Source organism: Paraburkholderia sp. GAS42 (assembly GCF_050436565.1).
Taxonomy (GTDB): domain Bacteria; phylum Pseudomonadota; class Gammaproteobacteria; order Burkholderiales; family Burkholderiaceae; genus Paraburkholderia.
The window spans coordinates 163,903-182,547 of sequence record NZ_JBNDML010000016.1; the positions used below are offsets into that span (position 1 = coordinate 163,903).

At 63.7% G+C, this 18,645-nt stretch carries 17 protein-coding genes; 7 read left to right on the forward strand and 10 right to left on the reverse strand.

Features of this window, described 5'->3' with window-relative positions; genetic code table 11:
• Positions 1-163 precede the first annotated feature (163 nt).
• Together pgl and P3T16_RS23310 are read left to right on the forward strand one after the other, a co-directional pair.
• Positions 164-868, forward strand: a complete 705-nt coding sequence (gene pgl / locus P3T16_RS23305; protein ID WP_429344032.1) for a 6-phosphogluconolactonase — start codon at positions 164-166, stop codon at positions 866-868.
• Positions 846-2,765 (forward strand): bifunctional transcriptional regulator/glucokinase, encoded by a 1,920-nt coding sequence (locus P3T16_RS23310; protein ID WP_429344033.1) that lies wholly within the window; start codon positions 846-848, stop codon positions 2,763-2,765. Before pgl ends, P3T16_RS23310 begins: the two co-directional genes overlap by 23 nt.
• Before the next feature lie 114 nt (positions 2,766-2,879).
• On the opposite strand, the gene P3T16_RS23315 is transcribed toward P3T16_RS23310, so the two are convergent.
• Positions 2,880-4,103: a Bcr/CflA family multidrug efflux MFS transporter gene (locus P3T16_RS23315; RefSeq protein ID WP_429344034.1), complete on the reverse strand. Its 1,224-nt coding sequence runs from the start codon at positions 4,101-4,103 to the stop codon at positions 2,880-2,882.
• 216 nt (positions 4,104-4,319) lie between these two features.
• Here P3T16_RS23315 and P3T16_RS23320 point away from each other — a divergent pair, with 216 nt between their 5' ends.
• The 5 genes from P3T16_RS23320 (at position 4,320) to P3T16_RS23340 (ending at position 8,902) form a co-directional block, all read left to right on the forward strand.
• Positions 4,320-4,826 (forward strand): hypothetical protein, encoded by a 507-nt coding sequence (locus tag P3T16_RS23320; protein ID WP_429344035.1) that lies wholly within the window; start codon positions 4,320-4,322, stop codon positions 4,824-4,826.
• Positions 4,827-4,995: 169 nt separating this feature from the next.
• Positions 4,996-6,306, forward strand: coding sequence for a glutamate-1-semialdehyde 2,1-aminomutase (gene hemL / locus P3T16_RS23325; RefSeq protein ID WP_429344036.1), 1,311 nt, complete (start codon positions 4,996-4,998; stop codon positions 6,304-6,306).
• 39 nt (positions 6,307-6,345) lie between these two features.
• Positions 6,346-7,497, forward strand: coding sequence for a bifunctional diaminohydroxyphosphoribosylaminopyrimidine deaminase/5-amino-6-(5-phosphoribosylamino)uracil reductase RibD (gene ribD, locus P3T16_RS23330; RefSeq protein WP_429344037.1), 1,152 nt, complete (start codon positions 6,346-6,348; stop codon positions 7,495-7,497).
• Between the two features lie 22 nt (positions 7,498-7,519).
• A complete protein-coding gene (locus P3T16_RS23335; RefSeq protein ID WP_429344038.1) occupies positions 7,520-8,155 on the forward strand; it encodes a riboflavin synthase in 636 nt (211 codons plus the stop codon).
• A gap of 87 nt (positions 8,156-8,242) precedes the next feature.
• On the forward strand, positions 8,243-8,902 hold the full coding sequence (locus tag P3T16_RS23340) for a glutathione S-transferase family protein (RefSeq protein ID WP_429344039.1): 660 nt from the start codon (positions 8,243-8,245) through the stop codon (positions 8,900-8,902).
• Positions 8,903-9,219: 317 nt separating this feature from the next.
• Here the strand turns inward: P3T16_RS23340 and P3T16_RS23345 are convergent, their stop codons facing one another.
• The 9 genes from P3T16_RS23345 to P3T16_RS23385 form a co-directional block, all read right to left on the reverse strand.
• Positions 9,220-9,933 carry a type IV pili methyl-accepting chemotaxis transducer N-terminal domain-containing protein gene (locus P3T16_RS23345; protein WP_429344040.1) on the reverse strand — a complete coding sequence of 238 codons (714 nt, stop codon included), beginning with the start codon at positions 9,931-9,933 and terminating at the stop codon, positions 9,220-9,222.
• A gap of 408 nt (positions 9,934-10,341) precedes the next feature.
• The gene (ptsP, locus tag P3T16_RS23350; RefSeq protein WP_429344041.1) at positions 10,342-12,303 is read right to left on the reverse strand and encodes a phosphoenolpyruvate--protein phosphotransferase; all 1,962 of its coding nucleotides are present in this window, start codon (positions 12,301-12,303) and stop codon (positions 10,342-10,344) included.
• Positions 12,304-12,371: 68 nt separating this feature from the next.
• Entirely contained in the window at positions 12,372-12,752 is a 381-nt protein-coding gene (locus P3T16_RS23355) for a PTS glucitol/sorbitol transporter subunit IIA (RefSeq protein ID WP_429344042.1), read from the reverse strand.
• A gap of 26 nt (positions 12,753-12,778) precedes the next feature.
• A complete protein-coding gene (gene srlE / locus P3T16_RS23360) occupies positions 12,779-13,801 on the reverse strand; it encodes a PTS glucitol/sorbitol transporter subunit IIB (RefSeq protein ID WP_429344043.1) in 1,023 nt (340 codons plus the stop codon).
• A gap of 57 nt (positions 13,802-13,858) precedes the next feature.
• Positions 13,859-14,413, reverse strand: a complete 555-nt coding sequence (gene srlA, locus P3T16_RS23365; protein WP_429344044.1) for a PTS glucitol/sorbitol transporter subunit IIC — start codon at positions 14,411-14,413, stop codon at positions 13,859-13,861.
• 105 nt (positions 14,414-14,518) lie between these two features.
• A complete protein-coding gene (locus P3T16_RS23370) occupies positions 14,519-14,947 on the reverse strand; it encodes a transcriptional regulator GutM (RefSeq protein ID WP_429344045.1) in 429 nt (142 codons plus the stop codon).
• 240 nt (positions 14,948-15,187) lie between these two features.
• Positions 15,188-16,564 (reverse strand): acetoin dehydrogenase dihydrolipoyllysine-residue acetyltransferase subunit, encoded by a 1,377-nt coding sequence (locus P3T16_RS23375; RefSeq protein WP_429344046.1) that lies wholly within the window; start codon positions 16,562-16,564, stop codon positions 15,188-15,190.
• Between the two features lies 1 nt (position 16,565).
• Positions 16,566-17,564, reverse strand: a complete 999-nt coding sequence (locus tag P3T16_RS23380) for an alpha-ketoacid dehydrogenase subunit beta (protein WP_429344047.1) — start codon at positions 17,562-17,564, stop codon at positions 16,566-16,568.
• Positions 17,561-18,610 (reverse strand): thiamine pyrophosphate-dependent dehydrogenase E1 component subunit alpha, encoded by a 1,050-nt coding sequence (locus tag P3T16_RS23385; protein WP_429344048.1) that lies wholly within the window; start codon positions 18,608-18,610, stop codon positions 17,561-17,563. The genes P3T16_RS23380 and P3T16_RS23385 overlap by 4 nt, the downstream gene beginning before the upstream one ends.
• Positions 18,611-18,645: the final 35 nt, after the last annotated feature.

Genomic DNA, 18,645 nt, shown 5'->3' on the forward strand with positions numbered 1-18,645 from the left:
GCGCCTTTTACCGTTGCAACGCCGCATTTTGGGAAGTATTGAACCGGGTTGACCGGACCGTGCAGCCGCCCATGAGACGCAATGCATCGCATCTCATGGGCGACGGCATCAAACCGGTCGCTGTACGACCTGCAAACCTACAAGAAAGCAGCATGGAGGAGAAGTGATCGAGCTTCACGCTTTCGACGACCAACGCGCCCAATCCGACGCGCTGGCGAAAGCGGTGGGCGACGCGTTACATGCGTCACTCGCCGCACAGGCGACCGCGCCCCAGACCGGCGCGCGCCGCGCGACGCTTGCAGTTTCCGGCGGCTCCAGTCCGCGTCCGTTCCTGCAGACGTTGTCGACACAACCTTTCGACTGGGCGCACTTCGATGTGACGCTGGTCGACGACCGCTGGGTGCCGGAAACCGACGCCGCCAGCAACTCGCGCCTCGCGCACGAGACGTTGCTGCAGAACGCCGCGGCCGCCGCCACGTTCTGGCCGCTGGTCGACACCACAGAGACGCTCGAGGCCCACATCGCCGCGCTCAACGCTGACGCTCTTCGTCGCGTGCCGGATGTCGCGATTCTCGGCATGGGTGAAGACGGCCACACGGCTTCGATCTTCGCCGACGCGCCCGAGTGGGACCACGCCATCACGACGACTGAGCACTTCGTTGCCGTGCATCCGGGCAACGCGCCGCACGCGCGCGTGAGCTGGTCGCTTTCCGCGCTGCAACAGGTGGGACATCTGTATCTGCTGATCGCCGGACCGCGCAAGCTGGACGTGCTGCAACAGGCCGCCGCTGCGCCACAAAAAAATGCCATCTCGAAGTTGGCAAACGACAAGGGAGTGAAACTCGATGTCTACTGGTGTGCAAACTAAGGCTGTCCCGGTTGCGGGTCAGCACGCCGATGGACCGAGGCTACTCGCAGACATCGGCGGCACCAACGCGCGTTTCGCGCTTGAAACCGGTCCCGGTGAGATCGCGCAGGTGCTCGTGTATCCGTGCGCGGATTACCCGGGCGTCGCCGACGTCATCAAGAAGTATCTGAAGGACACGAAGATCGGCCGCGTGAACCATGCGGCGATCGCGATTGCGAACCCGGTCGATGGCGACCAGGTCAGCATGACCAATCACGACTGGACGTTCTCGATCGAAGCGACGCGTCGCGCGCTCGGCTTCGACACGCTCCTCGTCGTCAACGATTTCACCGCGCTCGCGATGGCGCTGCCGGGTCTCACCGACACGCAACGCGTGCAGGTGGGCGGCGGCCAGCGTCGGCAGAACAGCGTGATCGGCCTGCTCGGTCCGGGTACGGGCCTCGGCGTATCCGGCCTGATTCCGGCGGATGACCGCTGGATCGCGCTCGGCAGCGAAGGCGGCCACACGACGTTCTCCCCGGCCGACGAACGCGAAGACATCGTGCTGCAATACGCACGCAAGAAGTGGCCGCATGTGTCGTTTGAACGGGTCGTCGCGGGTCCGGGTCTTGAAGTGATCTATCGCGCGCTGGCGGCACGCGACAAGAAGCGCGTCGCGGCATCGGTCGATGCGCCCGAGATCACGAGGCGCGCGCTCGAAGACGACGAACCGCTCGCGCTTGAGACGGTAGACTGCTTCTGCGGCATTCTCGGCACCTTCGCCGGCAATATCGCGGTGACGCTCGGCGCGCTTGGCGGCATCTATATTGGCGGCGGCGTTGTGCCGCGCCTCGGCGAACACTTCGCAAAGTCGTCGTTCCGCAAGCGCTTCGAGGCGAAAGGCCGCTTCGAGGCGTATCTCGCGAATGTGCCGACGTATGTGATCACGGCGCAGTATCCGGCGTTCCTCGGCGTGTCGGCGATTCTCGCGGAGCAACTGTCGAATCGCGCGGGCGGCAGTTCGTCGGCGGTGTTCGAGCGTATTCGCCAGATGCGCGATGCGCTGACGCCGGCTGAACGCCGCGTCGCTGATCTCGCGCTGAATCATCCGCGTTCGATCATCAACGACCCGATTGTCGACATCGCGCGCAAGGCCGACGTGAGCCAGCCGACGGTGATCCGCTTCTGCCGTTCGCTCGGCTGCCAGGGTCTGTCCGATTTCAAGCTGAAGCTCGCGACGGGTTTGACCGGCACGATTCCGGTGAGCCACAGCCAGGTGCATCTCGGCGATACGGCAACGGACTTCGGCGCGAAGGTGCTGGATAACACCGTGTCGGCGATTCTTCAGTTGCGTGAGCATCTGAACTTCGATCATGTGGAACAGGCGATCGATCTGCTCAACGGCGCGCGACGGATCGAGTTCTACGGCCTCGGCAACTCGAACATCGTCGCGCAGGACGCGCACTACAAGTTCTTCCGCTTCGGCATTCCGACGATCGCTTATGGCGACCTGTATATGCAGGCCGCTTCGGCTGCGTTGCTGGGTAAGGGCGATGTGATCGTCGCGGTATCGAAGTCGGGCCGCGCGCCTGAATTGCTGCGTGTGCTCGACGTGGCGATGCAGGCGGGCGCGCAGGTGATCGCGATCACGTCGAGCAACACGCCTCTGGCGAAGCGCGCGACGGTGGCGCTGGAAACCGATCACATCGAGATCCGCGAATCGCAGCTGTCGATGATCTCGCGCATCCTGCATCTGGTGATGATCGATATTCTGGCGGTGGGCGTGGCGATCCGTCGCGCAATGCCGAATCCTGAAGTCAGCGAAGCGGTCGCGAAGGTACGCGAGCGTGCAGATGATGATTCGACGGCTGTGCTCGACTGGTTGAGTCACGGCGCGGCGTCTTCGGCGAAGGACTGACTTTTAGCAGTTCACGTTCGGTGCCGATGTGAAAAAACGCCGGTCTCGTGAGAGACCGGCGTTTTTTATTGTGCGTTCGAGATGCGAGTCGTGTTGTCTCGCAGCCTTCGCATGTCAGGCCGCGCGCACACCAGGCAACGGCCGTCCGTGCCAGCGCAACACAAGCCACCGGCCCGCAAAACACAGCAGCCCCGTCACGCCGATCGTCACGCCCATTCCCTTCGGCGTGCCGCCCTGCCAGAGTCCGACCGCGAAACTCGCCAGCGCGCCGAGCGCCAGCTGCATCGCGCCGAACACGGCCGCAGCCGCGCCCGCGTTGCGCGGATAGCGATGCATCAACTCAGTCGTGCAGTTGGCCGACAGCACACCCACCACGCCGACCACGAAGAACAGTCCGGCGACGATCGACCACAAACCGCCCCACCCCGTCAGACATACGAGTGCAACGAACAGCGACGCGCCACAGCTGATAGCCGCGGCAACCGAGATGATCGGCAGCGGCCCCAGCCGTCCGACGAGCCGCGTATTCATGAAGTTGCCGAACATGATGCCGATGATGTTCAGGCCGAACAGAAAGCCGTAATGCTGCGCCGATACATGGAAGTACTCGATGTACACAAACGGCGTCGCGGTGATGTACGCGAACATCGAAGCAAACGCCATCCCGCCGCACAGCATGTGCCCCCACGCGACCGGATCGCGCAGCAGCTTGCCGTAAGCCGCGAACGACTGCAGCACCGCCGAACTCGCACGCTTCTCGCGCGGCCAGGTTTCCGGCACGCGCAGAAACGCCATCACCGCGCACACCGTGCCGAACGTCGTCAATGCGATGAACACGACGCGCCAGCCGCCCAGCAGCAGCAACTGCCCGCCGATCAGCGGCGCGAGCAGCGGCCCGATCGATGTGACGATAGCCAGCATCGACAGCACGCGCGCGGCTTCGGTGGGCTCGTGGGCATCGCGGGCAATCGCGCGCGCCAGCACCGATGCAGCGCCCGCGCCCAGCGCCTGCACGAAGCGGAACGTCATCAGCGAGCCGATCGAGAACGACAGCGCGCAGGCGACGCTCGCGAGCACGTACATCACGATGCCGCCGAGCAGCACCGGCCGCCGCCCGAACGAATCCGACAGCGGGCCATACAGCAGCATGCCCATCGAAAAGCCCAGCATGAAACTGGTCAATGTCGACTGCGCAGCGCCCGCGCTGACGGCGAACGCGTGTGCGATCGACGGCAGGCTCGGCAGATACATGTCGATGGAGATCGGCCCGCATGCGGCGAGCGCACCGAGCAACAGAATCAGCCGGCGATCGTGCCCGCTTCTGGCAGCGTGAGACATGGGAATCCGGATGAAGCGGCTCGCCGCAGGAATCGGCGAACAGCGGGTACGACGGGGTTAGGGGTCTCAACATTATACGCGACGCTTAAAAGCGCCGTGCGCGGTCCGGCCCCTCAATCGACGCGACGTACGGGATTCAGCCCGCGCCGGCGATCGGTTAAAGTGCCTTTCTTTCCCGCCGGCCAGCACGTCGGCCCCCTTTGAACCCAATCCGCCATGACCGCCTTCCTGCTGATCTGGAGCCCCAAAAAGTGGCCGTGGCCCGAACTGCCCAGCGTGGCGAAGCGGGTCGCCGCCGGCGAAGCCGTGCTGGACGTCTGGGGCTGCGGCTTCGCGCGCGGCATCCAGCCTGGCGACCGTGTCTTCCTGCATCGGGTGGCGCAGGAGCCGAAGGGCATCTTCGGCTCGGGCTACGTGATGCGCGCGCCCTACGAAGTCCCCGATCCGGCGACAAAGCGCGGCTACCGGCTGTGCATCGATTTCGTCTACGACTGGCTGGTCGACGCACATCAAGGTGTCGTGATCCCGCGCGAGGCGTTGCGCACGCATCCTTTTTCGGTCCAGACGTGGGACGCGCAAAGTTCGGGCACGTCCATCAAGCCGATGGCCGAAGGCGCGCTGGAAAAGCGCTGGGCCGAACTCACCGGCAGACGGCCGCGGCCAGAACCGCCCACGCCCAAAGGCCCCGCGCGTTCGTCGAAGCTCAAGGCCAGCGCGTCCTGAGACGATACCCCGCCCTGCCCCCGCGCAAGGCTTGATAAGCCCGACTCCGGTACAATTTCATAACCATCCAGCCGCCGCGACGCCAGCACGGAGCGGGCAAGTCGCCGTTTCCGCACCGCGCGTCCGTGCTTCACGATCAGGCAGATCACTTTCAGCGGGTCCAAAGTTCATGTCCAGCGCATCCAGCACCGCCAGCCCTTCCCGAAACGAGACGCTCTTCGAACGCGCCCAGCGCACCATCCCGGGCGGCGTCAATTCGCCCGTGCGCGCGTTTCGCTCGGTTGGCGGCACGCCGCGTTTCATCGAGCGCGCAGCAGGCGCGTACTTCTGGGACGCTGACGGTCAGCGCTACATCGACTACATCGGCTCCTGGGGACCGATGATTCTCGGTCACGTGCATCCTGAAGTGCTCGAAGCCGTGCAGCGCGTGCTGGCAAAGGGTTTTTCGTTCGGCGCGCCCACCGAATCCGAAATCGAAATCGCCGAAGAAATCTGCAAGCTGGTGCCGTCGATCGAACAGGTCCGCATGGTGTCGAGCGGCACCGAAGCGACGATGAGCGCGCTGCGCCTCGCGCGCGGCTTCACGAACCGCAGCCGCATCGTCAAGTTCGAAGGCTGCTATCACGGCCACGCGGACAGCCTGCTCGTGAAAGCCGGCTCGGGTCTCCTGACGTTCGGCAATCCGACGTCGGCAGGCGTGCCGGCCGATATCGCGAAGCACACCACGGTGCTCGAATACAACAACGTCGCTGAACTCGAAGAGGCGTTCAAGGCGTTCGGTAACGAGATCGCTTCGGTGATCGTCGAGCCGGTCGCGGGCAACATGAACCTCGTGCGCGCGACGCCCGAATTCCTGACCGCGCTGCGTCGTCTCTGTACCGAATACGGCGCCGTGCTGATTTTCGACGAAGTGATGTGCGGGTTCCGCGTGGCGCTCGGTGGCGCGCAAGAGGTCTACGGCATCACGCCGGACCTCACGTGTCTCGGCAAGGTGATCGGCGGCGGCATGCCGGCGGCCGCTTTCGGCGGACGCCGCGACATCATGGCCCACCTCGCGCCGCTCGGCGGCGTGTATCAGGCAGGCACGCTGTCGGGTAATCCGATCGCGGTTGCCGCGGGCCTGAAGACGCTGCAACTGATCCAGGCGCCGGGCTTCTACGAGAAGCTCAGCGCGCAGACTTCGCGCCTCGCCGGAGGTCTCGCCGACGCGGCCCGCGAAACGAAGGTGCCGTTCGCAGCGGATTCGCTCGGCGGCATGTTCGGCCTGTACTTCACCGATGCGATTCCCGCGAGCTTCGCCGAAGTCACGAAGAGCGACGTGCCGCGCTTCAATGCGTTCTTCCACAAGATGCTCGACGCGGGCGTGTACTTCGCGCCGTCGGCGTATGAAGCGGGCTTCGTGTCGATCGTGCACGACGATGCGATCATCGATGAAACCATCGCCGCCGCGCGCCGCGCTTTTGCTGCGCTTGCTGCCTGAACCCGGTCCCGTTCCAGCACAACACACGACAAACCGCCGATGTTCTCGCAAACCGATTTCGTCCATATGGAACGTGCACTCGCGCTGGCAAGGCGCGGGATGTACACGACCGACCCGAATCCGCGCGTCGGCTGCGTACTCGTCAAGAACGGCGAGGTGATCGGTGAAGGCTATACGCAGCCCGCCGGTCAGGATCACGCCGAAATCCGCGCGTTGAAAGATGCCCGCTCACGCGGTCACGATCTGAGGGGCGCCACGGCCTATGTGACGCTCGAACCCTGCAGCCACTTCGGCCGCACGCCGCCGTGCGCGAGTGCCCTGATCGATGCGCAGGTCGAGCGCGTGATCGCCGCGATGGAAGACCCGAATCCGCAGGTGTCCGGGCGCGGCCTCACGATGCTGCGCGATGCCGGTATCGAAGTGCGCTGCGGCCTGCTTGAACAGGAAGCGCGCGAACTGAACATCGGCTTCGTGTCGCGCATGACGCGCGGCCGGCCGTGGGTCCGGATGAAGGTGGCGGCGTCGCTCGATGGACGCACGGGTTTGCCTTCCGGCGAAAGCCAGTGGATCACGGGTGAAGCTGCGCGCGCCGATGGCCATGCGTGGCGTGCCCGCGCGTCGGCGATTCTCACGGGCATCGGCACCGTCAAGGAAGACAACCCGCGCATGACCGTGCGCGCCGTCGACACGCCGCGTCAGCCGCTCCGCGTGCTGATCGACAGCCAGCTCGAGGTGCCACCGGAAGCGCAGATACTCGTCGGCCCGCCGACGCTGGTCTTCTGCGGCAATCTCGACGAGCGTCACACCGAACGCGCCGAAGCGCTGCGCGCACGCGGCGCCGAGATCGTGCAGATGGCGAACGCGAACGGCAAGGTCGACCTGCCCGCGATGCTGAAGGCGCTCGGCGAACGTGGCGTCAACGAGTTGCATGTCGAGGCGGGCTACAAGCTGAACGGCTCACTGCTGCGCGAAGGCTGTGTCGATGAACTGCTCGTCTATCTTGCACCGAGCCTGCTCGGCATGGATTCGATGAGCATGTTCAATCTCGTCGCGCCGGGCTCGCTCGCGGGCCGGACACAACTTGTCTTTCACAGCGTCGAGCGCATCGGCGACGATCTGCGGATTCTCGCGCGATTCGCTCCGCCACCTGAAACGTCTGAAACGCCAGAAGCGCCTGACGTTTCGCACTGAACACAGCAAAGGAACCAGCACGATGTTTACCGGAATCGTCGCGGCAGTGGGCCGCATTGAATCAGTCAAGCCACTCGGCAACGATGGCGATGCGGGCGTGCGACTGAATGTCGAAGCGGGGGCGCTCGATCTCGACGACGTGCAGCTCGGCGACAGCATCACCGTCCAGGGCGCATGTATGACGGTCGTCGCGAAGACCGCGCATTCGTTCGAAGTCGATGTGTCGCGTGAGAGCCTGAACTGCACCGCGGGTCTTGGTGAGCCTGGCGAAGTCAATCTGGAGAAAGCGCTGCGTGCGCATGACCGGCTTGGCGGCCATATCGTATCGGGCCACGTCGATGGGCTCGGCACGGTCACGCATTTTGCGCCGGTCGGCGAATCGCACGAACTGCGCGTGCTCGCGCCGCGCGATATCGGCCGCTATCTGGCGTTCAAGGGATCGATTACCGTCAACGGTGTGAGCCTGACGGTCAACTCGGTCAAGGACACCGACGACGGCTGCGAATTCTCGATCAACCTGATCCCGCATACCGTCGAAATGACGACGCTCAAAAACCTGCGCGCGGGTTCGAAGGTCAACCTGGAGATCGATCTGATCGCGCGGTATGTGGAGCGGATGCTGTCGACTTCGCAGGATGGACATCAGCCGTTGCAATAATCAATTTTTCGCAGGGCCGGTTTGGTTCGTCGAGGAGTAAGTGGACCGCTGAATGCGGCCGTATATCGCTATCCAGGGTGACTTTTCATGGCGCTGAAACTCTACTATCACCCGTTTTCGTCCTATTGCCAGAAAGCACTGGTCGCCCTGTACGAAAATGCCGTCCCATTCGAACCGCAGATACTCACCGGTCCGGACAGCCCGGCGTTTCGCGAACTATCTGAACGCTGGCCCATGAAGCGCTTTCCGGTGCTCGTGGATGGCGAACGCACCATCATCGAAGCCAGTTGCATCATCGAATACGTCGGCCTGTGCGCGCCCGGCCCAGTGCGCCTGATTCCCGACGACCCGCGTGCCGCACTCGAGGTTCGAACGATGGACCGCTTCTTCGACAACTATGTCTCGGCGCCCCAGCAAAGGATCGTGTCTGACTCGCTCCGACCCGATGATGCCCGTGATCCCTATGGCGTGCGGGAAGCACGGGACATGCTCGACACAGCTTATGCCTGGCTCGACAAGGTGATGTCGCACCGCGAATGGGCGGCCGGCGAGCACTTCAGTCTTGCCGATTGTGGTGCCGCGCCCTTTCTGTTCTATGCAGACTGGACACATCCCATCGGCAATGCCCATCCCAACGTGGCGGCCTACCGTCGACGGCTCTTGGAACGGCCATCGTTTGCCCGGGCGGTGGATGAAGCACGGCCGTACCGCACGTTGTTTCCGCTGGGCGCTCCCGATCGCGATTGATCGGTGAGAACCGGTCGACGCGCCCGCCGCCGACAACTCGCCCCGCACCAGGCCGCTGAACTAACCGGGCGTCGTGCTTCTTCCATACAGGCCGCGTCTGTGATGCCGTGATTGCGTGCGCCTTCTTCGGCCGCGCAGATGGGCCGGACGCGGGTCCGCGGTATATCGCAGCGTACCTTCGCCGCTGTCCGCGAAGTGAGCCACATCCTCGTCGCCCTCTCCGCCGCGCAGTTCGCCGCGCAGTTCGCCAGTCAGACAGGTCCGGATAAAAGCAGAAATTCGTTTGTGCACGGTTCAACCTTCAATGATTCGCCGGATCATCCGGGCGTTGCGACCGGATCCTGCTGAAGCGCGCCGCGTCGACGCGACGTCTCGCTGTCGCCAGATGTATCGACCACGCTATAGATCAGCTGATCCATTTCCTTGATGATGTCGGCGAGCACGGTGGTGATGACCGCGAACTCCCGTCCGAATTGTCCCGCGCGCGCAGCGGCGATGCGCGCGTTGAGCGCGACAATATTGGCCTGCATGGAGATGTTGCCGAGCTGCTCGGCAATCTCCGTCTGACGTCTGTGCGCCGCCAGCTCGATGCCGCGCATCTCGTGCTGATAGGCGAGCGTGATGGCCTGCAACAGTTCGAGCAGCGGCGTGGCCTGGGCAACGAGGGCGTCGATGGCTTCGCGGTCCCCGGTCGTGCCTGATTCAAGACACGACACGGCGTGATTCGCGCATGCAATGAATCGCTGAATGCGTTCGTCCGCCTGACGCGTGCCGAAATAGACCTGACGCAGCGCCTCCGAAAACACACCGGGCAGATGACCGTTGCCGCTCACCAGATCAGCGTGCGTGGTCGCAAACGTGCTCAGGCAATCCTTGACCACCGCGAGCGCGGCGTCGTCGCCATGCGAAGCAAGCAGCACATGCAGCACAATGCGCTGCGAGAGCATCCGCTGCCGGCCAGACAGGTTGATGAGCTCTCCGATGAGCTGCCCGGAGACGTCTCCGGAGCGTGAATGTGTCTGCTGTTTCATGGTGAGAGGCGTTAGAAGACCCGGACCCGGAAACCGGTGAACGGACCGCGCGCACCGGCCGATCGCCAGCGCAAAAAAAAGCGCCCCGAAACGCGTTCACGCTAACCGAATGCTCGTTCAGCGCGAATCACGTTTCGGGACGCCGTTGTCCCTGATGGCTGCCGATATGAGCAGCCAGCAAAATGGTCGATAAGAAGAGGCCGTCATTGACCCCAGCGTGGGGCGTGCAATTGTTATGCCATGGCGTGCAGACAGCACTGACAGGGGAAATGGCGCCGCGTCAGGAACCGGGTTGGTGCAATATCGCGGTGCTCCGCACCAATTGGGCCGCGCGCCTCCCCATTCTCGACCTCGAATGCCGTGACGGAACAGGCCGCCTCACGGCCTCACAGCCTTACCCGCACGACATCAAAGCTCGCAAACGATCTTCTTCGCCCGCAACACCGACGACGGGCTCATGCTCAACTCGCTCACCCCAAGGCCGACGAAGAGCGGAATCATCTCCGGCCGCGCGGCTGCTTCACCGCACACCGCCACGCTGATCCCCGCCTTCTTCGCCGCCTCGCACACCATGCCGATCGCCCGCAGCACCGCCGGATGATCCGTGCGATACAACGACGCCAGATCCGGATTCATACGATCGACGGCCATCACGTACTGCGTCAGATCGTTCGTGCCGATCGAAAAGAAGTCCACTTCCTGCGCGAGCAGATCGGCGGTCAGCGCCGCGGCGGGCGTCTCGACCATGATGCCGAGCTTCGGATGCGCCCACGCGACACCTTCGCGCGTCAGTTCTTCCGCGCACGTGGCGATCAGCGCCTTCACGCGACGCACCTCGTCGACGTCATCGATCATCGGAATCATCACCTGCACGTTGCCCGCCGTCGCGGCCCGCAGTAACGCGCGCAACTGCGGCATGAACACGTCGGGACGGTCCAGACACATCCGTACGCCGCGCCAGCCGAGGAACGGGTTGCCTTCCTCCGGAAAGACGATGCCCGGCACCGGCTTGTCGCCGCCCACATCGAGCGTGCGGATCACGACCGGCCGCGGATGAAACGCTCGCGCAAGACGCGTGTAGATCGCGGCCTGCTCGTCCTCGTCCGGCGTCGTGCGCCGGTCCATGAAGAGCAGTTCCGTGCGAAACAGGCCGACGCCCATCGCGCCCGCTTCGAGCGCGGCGTCGATCTCGGCAAGCGAGCCAAGGTTCGCCGCAATGTCCACATGGCGACCATCGCGCGTGACCGGTTCGACATTGCGATACACGCTCAATGCTGCGTGCCGGCTTTTCTCCTCTGCGATGCGCGTCGCAAACTCTGCTTCCACCCCCGCGGACGGATCGAACCACACCTGCCCTTGCGCGCCGTCGAGCGCGACGCGCGTCGCGCTGCGCAACTGCGCCTCGTCGACCGGCAGACCGAGCACAGCCGGAATGCCATGCGAGCGCGCCATGATCGCGAGATGCGATGTCGCGCTGCCTTTCGTGCAGACGAGCCCGACGATATTCGCGACATGGGCGCGCGCAAAGTCGAGCGCCGTCAGTTCCGCCGCAAGCACGACGCACGGCTTCGTCAGACAGGACAGGCTCACGTCTTCCATGCCGAGCAGACGCAATGCGACCTGGCGCGTGATGCCGTGGATATCGTCGGCGCGGCTGCGCAGGTATTCGTCCTCCATCGCGAGGAACGACGCCGCGAGTTCCTCGCCGACCTGCAACGTGGCCGCTGCCGCGTCCCAACCGGACCCAATGCGCTGTTTCACCGCGCCGGAAAACTCGTCGCTCTGAGCAACGTCGGACAGCGCTTCGACGATGTCCTCGTGACGGCCCATCGTCTTGAACTGCCGGTCGAGCGCAGCGATCGATTCCGTGAACGCAACGCTAAAGCGCGTCAGTTCGGTTGCGACTTCGTGTGGCTCGATGAACTGCCGCGTGGCGCGGAGTTCTTCGGGCAGATACACGAAGGCTTCGCCGCATGCCAGGCCCTCACTCGCCGGCACGCCACGAACGCGCTGCGCAGCAGCGGGCGCGGCATCTTCTGACGTCTGGTCACGCGGGCCATTCACCCCGGTCGCAGCGTGACCGTTGCCTTCCTGCTTCGCGGACTGAACACCGGCCGATGGTTCGGACAGAAACGCCAGCAACCGGTTCACCGCCACGCTTTCATCCGAGCCGTCCGCACGCAGCAGGATCTGGTCGTCCTGCTTGATGCCGAGCAGCATCAGCTTCACCGCGCTCTTTGCATCCGCGCTCGTCGTGCCACGGAAAATCTGCAGCGAACAGGAAAACTCCTTCGCGAGTTTGGCGAACTGCGTCGCCGGACGCGCGTGCAGACCTTCGTTCACTTTCACAACGATTGCGGTTTCTAGCATGGCAAGACCTTCTCATCTAAACGTATCTCACGCATCGCGGCGAACGACACACAGTTCGCCGCGACGTGTCACAGATCCGCGATTTCAATCACTGCGCCACTGCGGATGCAGGCGAGCAGTTCGGCCACATCGACCGGTTGCGCACAGATTTCGCCGGGCCGCTCAGCCGCAGGCGACCCGTTGAAGTTGATCACGACGTGGCCCAGCTCACTCACCTTGTGCCACGCCGTCGGCCCAACCGCGGTCACGAACGCACTGACTTCGCCGATACGCAATTGCGAACCCACCTGCGGCGCCCGCTCGTGTGCGGCTTCGACACGATGCAGCACCGACACCTCGGCGAGTTCCGGCGGCGCGCCGTGCGCATACAGAATCAGCACGCCGCCTTCGAGCAGATCGCCGACTTCCGGACCCACCTCTGAAATCACAGTCCTGTAGTAATGCATCATCTTTCTCTTTCGTTCCCGGACATCAGTTAGAGAGCAAAACTCGCGACCCACGCGATCAGCACCGAGATCGGGCCCATGATCTGCCGGCTGATCAGCACGGCCGGCACGCCGATGCGGATCGTCTCTGGCCTTGCTTCACCGAGCGCCATCCCGACCGGCACGAAGTCGCAACCCACCTGCGTGTCGTACGCGAAGAGCGCGGGCAGCGCCATCTGCGGCGGAATGGTGCCGTTGCCGATCGCCGGCCCGATGATGGCCGCGCCGATCACCTGCGCGATGACCGCGCCCGGGCCAAGAACCGGCGACAGAAACGGCAGCCCACAGATAGCGGCCAGCACGATCAGGCCAATGATATTGCCGGCCAGCGGCGACAGCAGATGCGCGAGGCCCGTGCCGATACCGGTCGAATTGATGATGCCGATCAGCATCGTCACGAACGCCATGAACGGCAGCACGTTGCGAATGACCGTATCGATCGCCTTGCGGCCGCTGTTGAACAGCACGTTGACGACACCACCCATGCCACGGCCAATCGACGTAATCAGCCCGATAACGCCGCGCGACTCTGGCATCGGTTCCTGCGCTTCCAGAACGGCTACCCCACCCACAGGCGCAGCGAACGGCGACGTCGCGCGCGTCAGACCCGCTGACGAAGCCGCCGGATCACCTTCGTCGACCGTCGACAGTTGTTCCGGCGTGACGCCGGATACATACGTGTCTTCGGTGATGAACTGCGCGAGCGGTCCCGATTGCCCGACGGACGTCAGATTGATCGTCGGAATTTTTTTGCGCGGATAGACGCCACAGCGTGCAGTGCCGCCGCAATCGATCACCACTGCGGCCATTTCCGACTCGGGCGGCGGATTGCGAAAGCCATCGACGAGAACGCCGCCGGTCCTCTCAGCAAGCAGCTTCGCCAGTTCGGGAATGTTGCCGCCCGTGACGGCGACGATCTTGTTGCGCTCCGGCGTCGGTCGAATCAGGAGCGGTCCGCCCCAGCCGTTGGGTCCACGCTCGACCCGGACGGTTCTATATGCTCGTGTGTCCATTTCAGATGCCCCTCTGTCTCGATGATGCGGTGGTGGGTTGCACAGGACGGCAATGCATCACAGCTTGACGTTTTCCCGACGGGCCAGCATCTGGGTCAGCGCCTCAGTGAGAATCCCCTTCAACAGATTCACGAACAGACCGACGATCAGATAGAACAACGCGAGCTTTGGAATCGAAAACGGCGCGGCGTTACTTTCCGCGAGTTTCGCGATACCGGCCGCCACGCCGAGCCAGACAAACAGTTCACCTGGATTGCAGTGAGGAAAGAGACCCGTGATCGGATGGCACAGCGATACAGCCGAGTCGTAGAACGCGGGCTTGTGCTTCTCTTCGAGAAAAACGCCGAAGGTGTAAGCCATCGGGTTGGTCAGGAAGAACATCGCGAGCAGCGGCAGCAGCGTGTAGCGCGTAATGACGTTCTTCGAGAAGAACCGTGCGAGCCCTTGAACCCGATGTTCGCCAACGAGCGCGATGATCGTGTACACCGCCGTCAACAGCACGATCAGCGTAGGCAGAATGCCTGTGACGAAGCCAACAAACGTTTTGCCGCCGGCATTGAAGATGCCGATAAATCCTTCAGCGAGATGCGTGAGCCAATCAAGCATGAACATGGCGAATCTCCCAGATAGACCGAAACGATCGCAAGAAGCTCCACACGGCGGTCACCGCGCGGAACCGGACAGAACGGAGAAGCGATAGAGCAGGAAAACCGGGAATCAGGCAGGCGCTTCGGCCGCCTGTGACACGCGCTCGGGAGGTGAATCGGCGGCGCGGCGCGCGCGCTCGAGCGCATCGATGGCGGCCTTCACGATGCTGCCGCGCAGCTTCGCCCGATGCAGGCGCTCGACGAACTCATCCATCGAGAGTTCTTCGAAGCCGGGGTGCGGGCGGAAGCGCGTGAAGACCGTGAGGCCGGACATGCTGAGGAACTGGCAGACACGCAGATCGGCCGACAGCACGACGATGGCAACCGCGCCGCGTCCGAGCTTGACCTTGCAGGAGCCTACGCCGAGGAAGCCACTATGCCAGCGGCCCGCCGCATCCTTCACGGCGTCGCGATAGCGGCGCATCTGATACAACGAACCCACAAGTTGCAACGCCCAGAATACGGCTAAGGCGAGCAAGGCACCGCGCACATAGTCCATCGTCGTCTCCTGATTTCTACTGGAGCCTTTTCGCCGCCTGACTGCTGCGGCGTGCCGTTTGCCGGCCGGCTCTCTACATCCATTTTTGAATGAACATCTTGTACTTTTAATACTACAATTGTTCATTTTCATTTACATCGGGGAAAACGCGAGTTCGGCGTCTTGCTCCCTTTGCCGCTCATGCATCCCAATATCTGACGTACGGAGCACGGGTTGCGGGCACAACGAATTAACGCTGCGTCATCCTACCGCGCCACGGCGCGTGACGCTTTCCATCGATGCACTCGCGATATTCCCAGCCACGATTCGCGCGACGTCATCCCGTGCTTCGACCTGCGGCAGATGACCTGCTTTTGCGAAGCGATGCACCGCAACACGTCCCGGCAATCCTTCGGCATGCGAAGCGGGCAGGATGCGGTCCTGCAGTCCCCACACCACGCGCACCGGCACGCTCACGCTCTCCAACGCGCGACGCAGGTCGAGGCTCTGCGTGCCGTCGGGGAAGAACACGTTGGCCAGTGTTGCAAGGCGCTCGCGGACATCGGCGCTTTCCAGTTGCTGTTGAGCCGTTGCGACGAATGCGTCGTCCATCAGCGAAGGATCCGCGAACAGCTGCTTGAGCCACGCCGCGAGACTCGCACGCTGCGTCGACTGCGTCACGCCGCGGATGAACGCGCCGTTGCATTCCGGCCCGAAGCCTGCCGGCGCGAGCAGCGTCAGCGATCTTACGCGCACCCGCGATCCAGATGCAGCTACCGCCAGCGCGATCGCGCCGCCAAACGAATGGCCGACGATGTGGCAATCGCCCACGCCTGCTGCGAGAAGCGTCTGTTCGATCGCTGTCGTGATCGCGCCGAGCGAGCCGGCGGCTTCGTCAGACGACTTACCGTGCGCTGGCAGGTCTACGGCCAGCATGCCGAGGCTTTGATCGACGACGACGCTCAAGTTACGACTGAACGGACGCCAGCTGTTCAATTCCGCGGCGAACCCGTGCAGCAGCACGAGCGGTGCCCCGCTTGTGTCGTTGCGCAGCCAGAGCGTGTGGAGCGGTTGCGACGTCGACGTCTTTGGTCCGTTGGTGTCGGCAAGTGCTCTTTGCGTGTCAGCGCGCAGCACATCCTGGGCGCCGATTCTTCCATGGGGACCGGAGCCCGTTATGGCGACAAGTTGCAGCCCGCGTTCGCGCGCGACGCGTCGTGCGGCTGGCGTCGCGCGCAAGGGCTGATCGTCGCTGGAGGTCGTATCGTCGATCGGTCTGGTGTCGAGGCTTGCCGTGACTTCGTGCGTCTGCGGCGACAACGCCACCTTTGCGTCGCCCGCTACTGAAGGAGAGGCGTCCGGCGCGCCGCCGGTTTCGGCATGCTCCTGAAGCGCTTCCCCGCTCGCATAGATCCACGCGACCGCCGTGCCGACCGGCACCGTCTTGCCGACCGGCGCCGTGATCTGGCGGATGATGCCGCTGGCGGGCGCGTCGATTTCCATCGTGGCCTTGCTGGTCTCGATCTCGAAGATCAGCGTGCCTTCGCGCACCTCGTCGCCTTCGTTCACGTGCCACGCCGCGATCATTCCCTCGGTCATGTCCATGTCGACGCGCGGCAGGATCACTTCGGTCGGCATGTCAGTTCCTCCCGGCAACCGCGCGCCGCGCCGCTGCGACGATGTCGTCGACCTGAGGCACCGCGGCTTTTTCCAGTTCGGGGTTATACGGCAACGGACAATCCGCGCCGCCCAGCCGGATCACCGGCGCATCGAGATAGTCGAAGGCTTCGCTCTCGCACGCAATCGACGCGACCTCCGCGCCGATGCCCAGTTGCTGCACGCCTTCGTACACGCAGATCAGTCGCGATGTCTTTCTGATGCTCGTGATGATCGCGTCGCGATCGATCGGACGCACGCTGCGCAGATCGATCACTTCTGCATCGATGCCTTCCTGTTCGAGCGTCGCCGCGGCTTCGAGCGAGCGGATCGCCATCATCGATGTCGCGACGATCGTGACATCCTGACCCGCGCGCCGGATCGCGGCCTTACCGATCGGCTCGGTGTAGTAGCCCGCAGGCACCGGCCCCTTGCTTTTATAGAGCAGCTTGTGCTCGAAGATCATCACCGGGTCCGGATCTTCCAGCGCGGCGAGCAGCAGACCTTTTGCGTCATGCGGCGTGCTCGGCTGGATCACCTTCAAACCCGGCACGTGAGCAAACCACGCTTCGAGACTCTGGCTGTGCTGCGCGGCCGCGCCCGTTCCCGACCCCGCCGGAAAACGCATCACCAGCGGCACCGACACCTCGCCGCCCAGCATGAAGCGCATCTTCGCGGCCTGATTGACGATCTGCTCCATCGCGAGCGTCGCGAAGTCGGAGAACTGGAATTCGTAGATCGGACGCGATCCCGTCATCGCCGCGCCGACCGCGATGCCCGCGCCGCCGAGTTCCGAGATCGGCGTGTCCATCACGCGGTCAGCGCCGAAGCGCTGGTACAGATCGCCCGTCACCTGAAACGCGCCGCCGTACACGCCGATGTCTTCGCCCATCAGGAACACGCGCTCGTCGCGCTCCATCGCGATCGCCATGCCTTCCTGGATCGCCTGCGCATACGTGAGTTCACGCACTTCGACTGTCATTGCTGGCTCCCGCTGGCGTGTGTGTTCGCTTCGGAATACACGTAGCGGGTCAACCCGGAAAGCACCGGCGACGGACTGTCCTGCGCGAAGTCGAGGCCTTCCTGGATCTGCGCTTCGACTTCATCGCGGATTGCGGCGAACGCAGCGTCGTCAAGCAAACCGAATTGCAGCAACGCCTGCTGGAAACGCACGATCGGATCGCGTTCGCTCCATGCGTCGATTTCCTCGCGGGTGCGATAGCGATTGCGGTCGCTCTTCGAATGCCCGCGCAGCCGGTACGTTTCACATTCGAGCAGCGTCGGTCCCTCACCCCTGCGGGCGCGTGAGACGGCTTCTTCACTCGCTTCAAGTACGTCGACAAAGCTGTTGCCGTCGACGGTGACGCCCGGGATGTCGTACGCAAGCGCGCGTTGCGCGATGTGCGGCACTGCCGTCGAGCGTTCAACCGACATCGACATGCCGTACTTATTGTTCTCGCAGACAAAAATCACCGGCAGCTTCCAGATCGACGCGAAGTTCAGCGACTCGTGGAACGCGCCTTCGTTGTTTGCGCCATCGCCGAAGAAGCACATGACGACCGAATCCTTGTGCTGCTTTTTGACCGACAGCGCAGCGCCCACCGCGATCGGCATGCCGCCGCCAACGATCCCGTTCGCGCCCAGGTTGCCGCGCTTCACGTCGGCGATGTGCATCGAGCCTCCACGTCCGCGGCAATAGCCGGTTTCCTTGCCGAAGAACTCGGCGAACATCCGCTTCGGATCGGCGCCCTTCCCAATGCAGTGCCCGTGGCCCCGATGCGTCGACGTAATGTAATCGGCGTCCGTGAGCGGCAGCGTCGCGCCGATCGCGCTCGCTTCCTGGCCGATCGACAGATGCATCGTGCCGTGGATCAGTCCACGCATATACGCCTGCTCGGCGCTCTCTTCGAAACGGCGCACGAGAATCATCTTGCGCAACGCCTCGCGCAACGCTTCGGGGCTGTAATGGCGAAGTACCGGCGGCATCGCGGCAGACGTTCGGGCGGGCGACTCTGCGACCTCATTCATGTCTCTCTCCTGTCGACCAGAGTTGACGCTTTAGC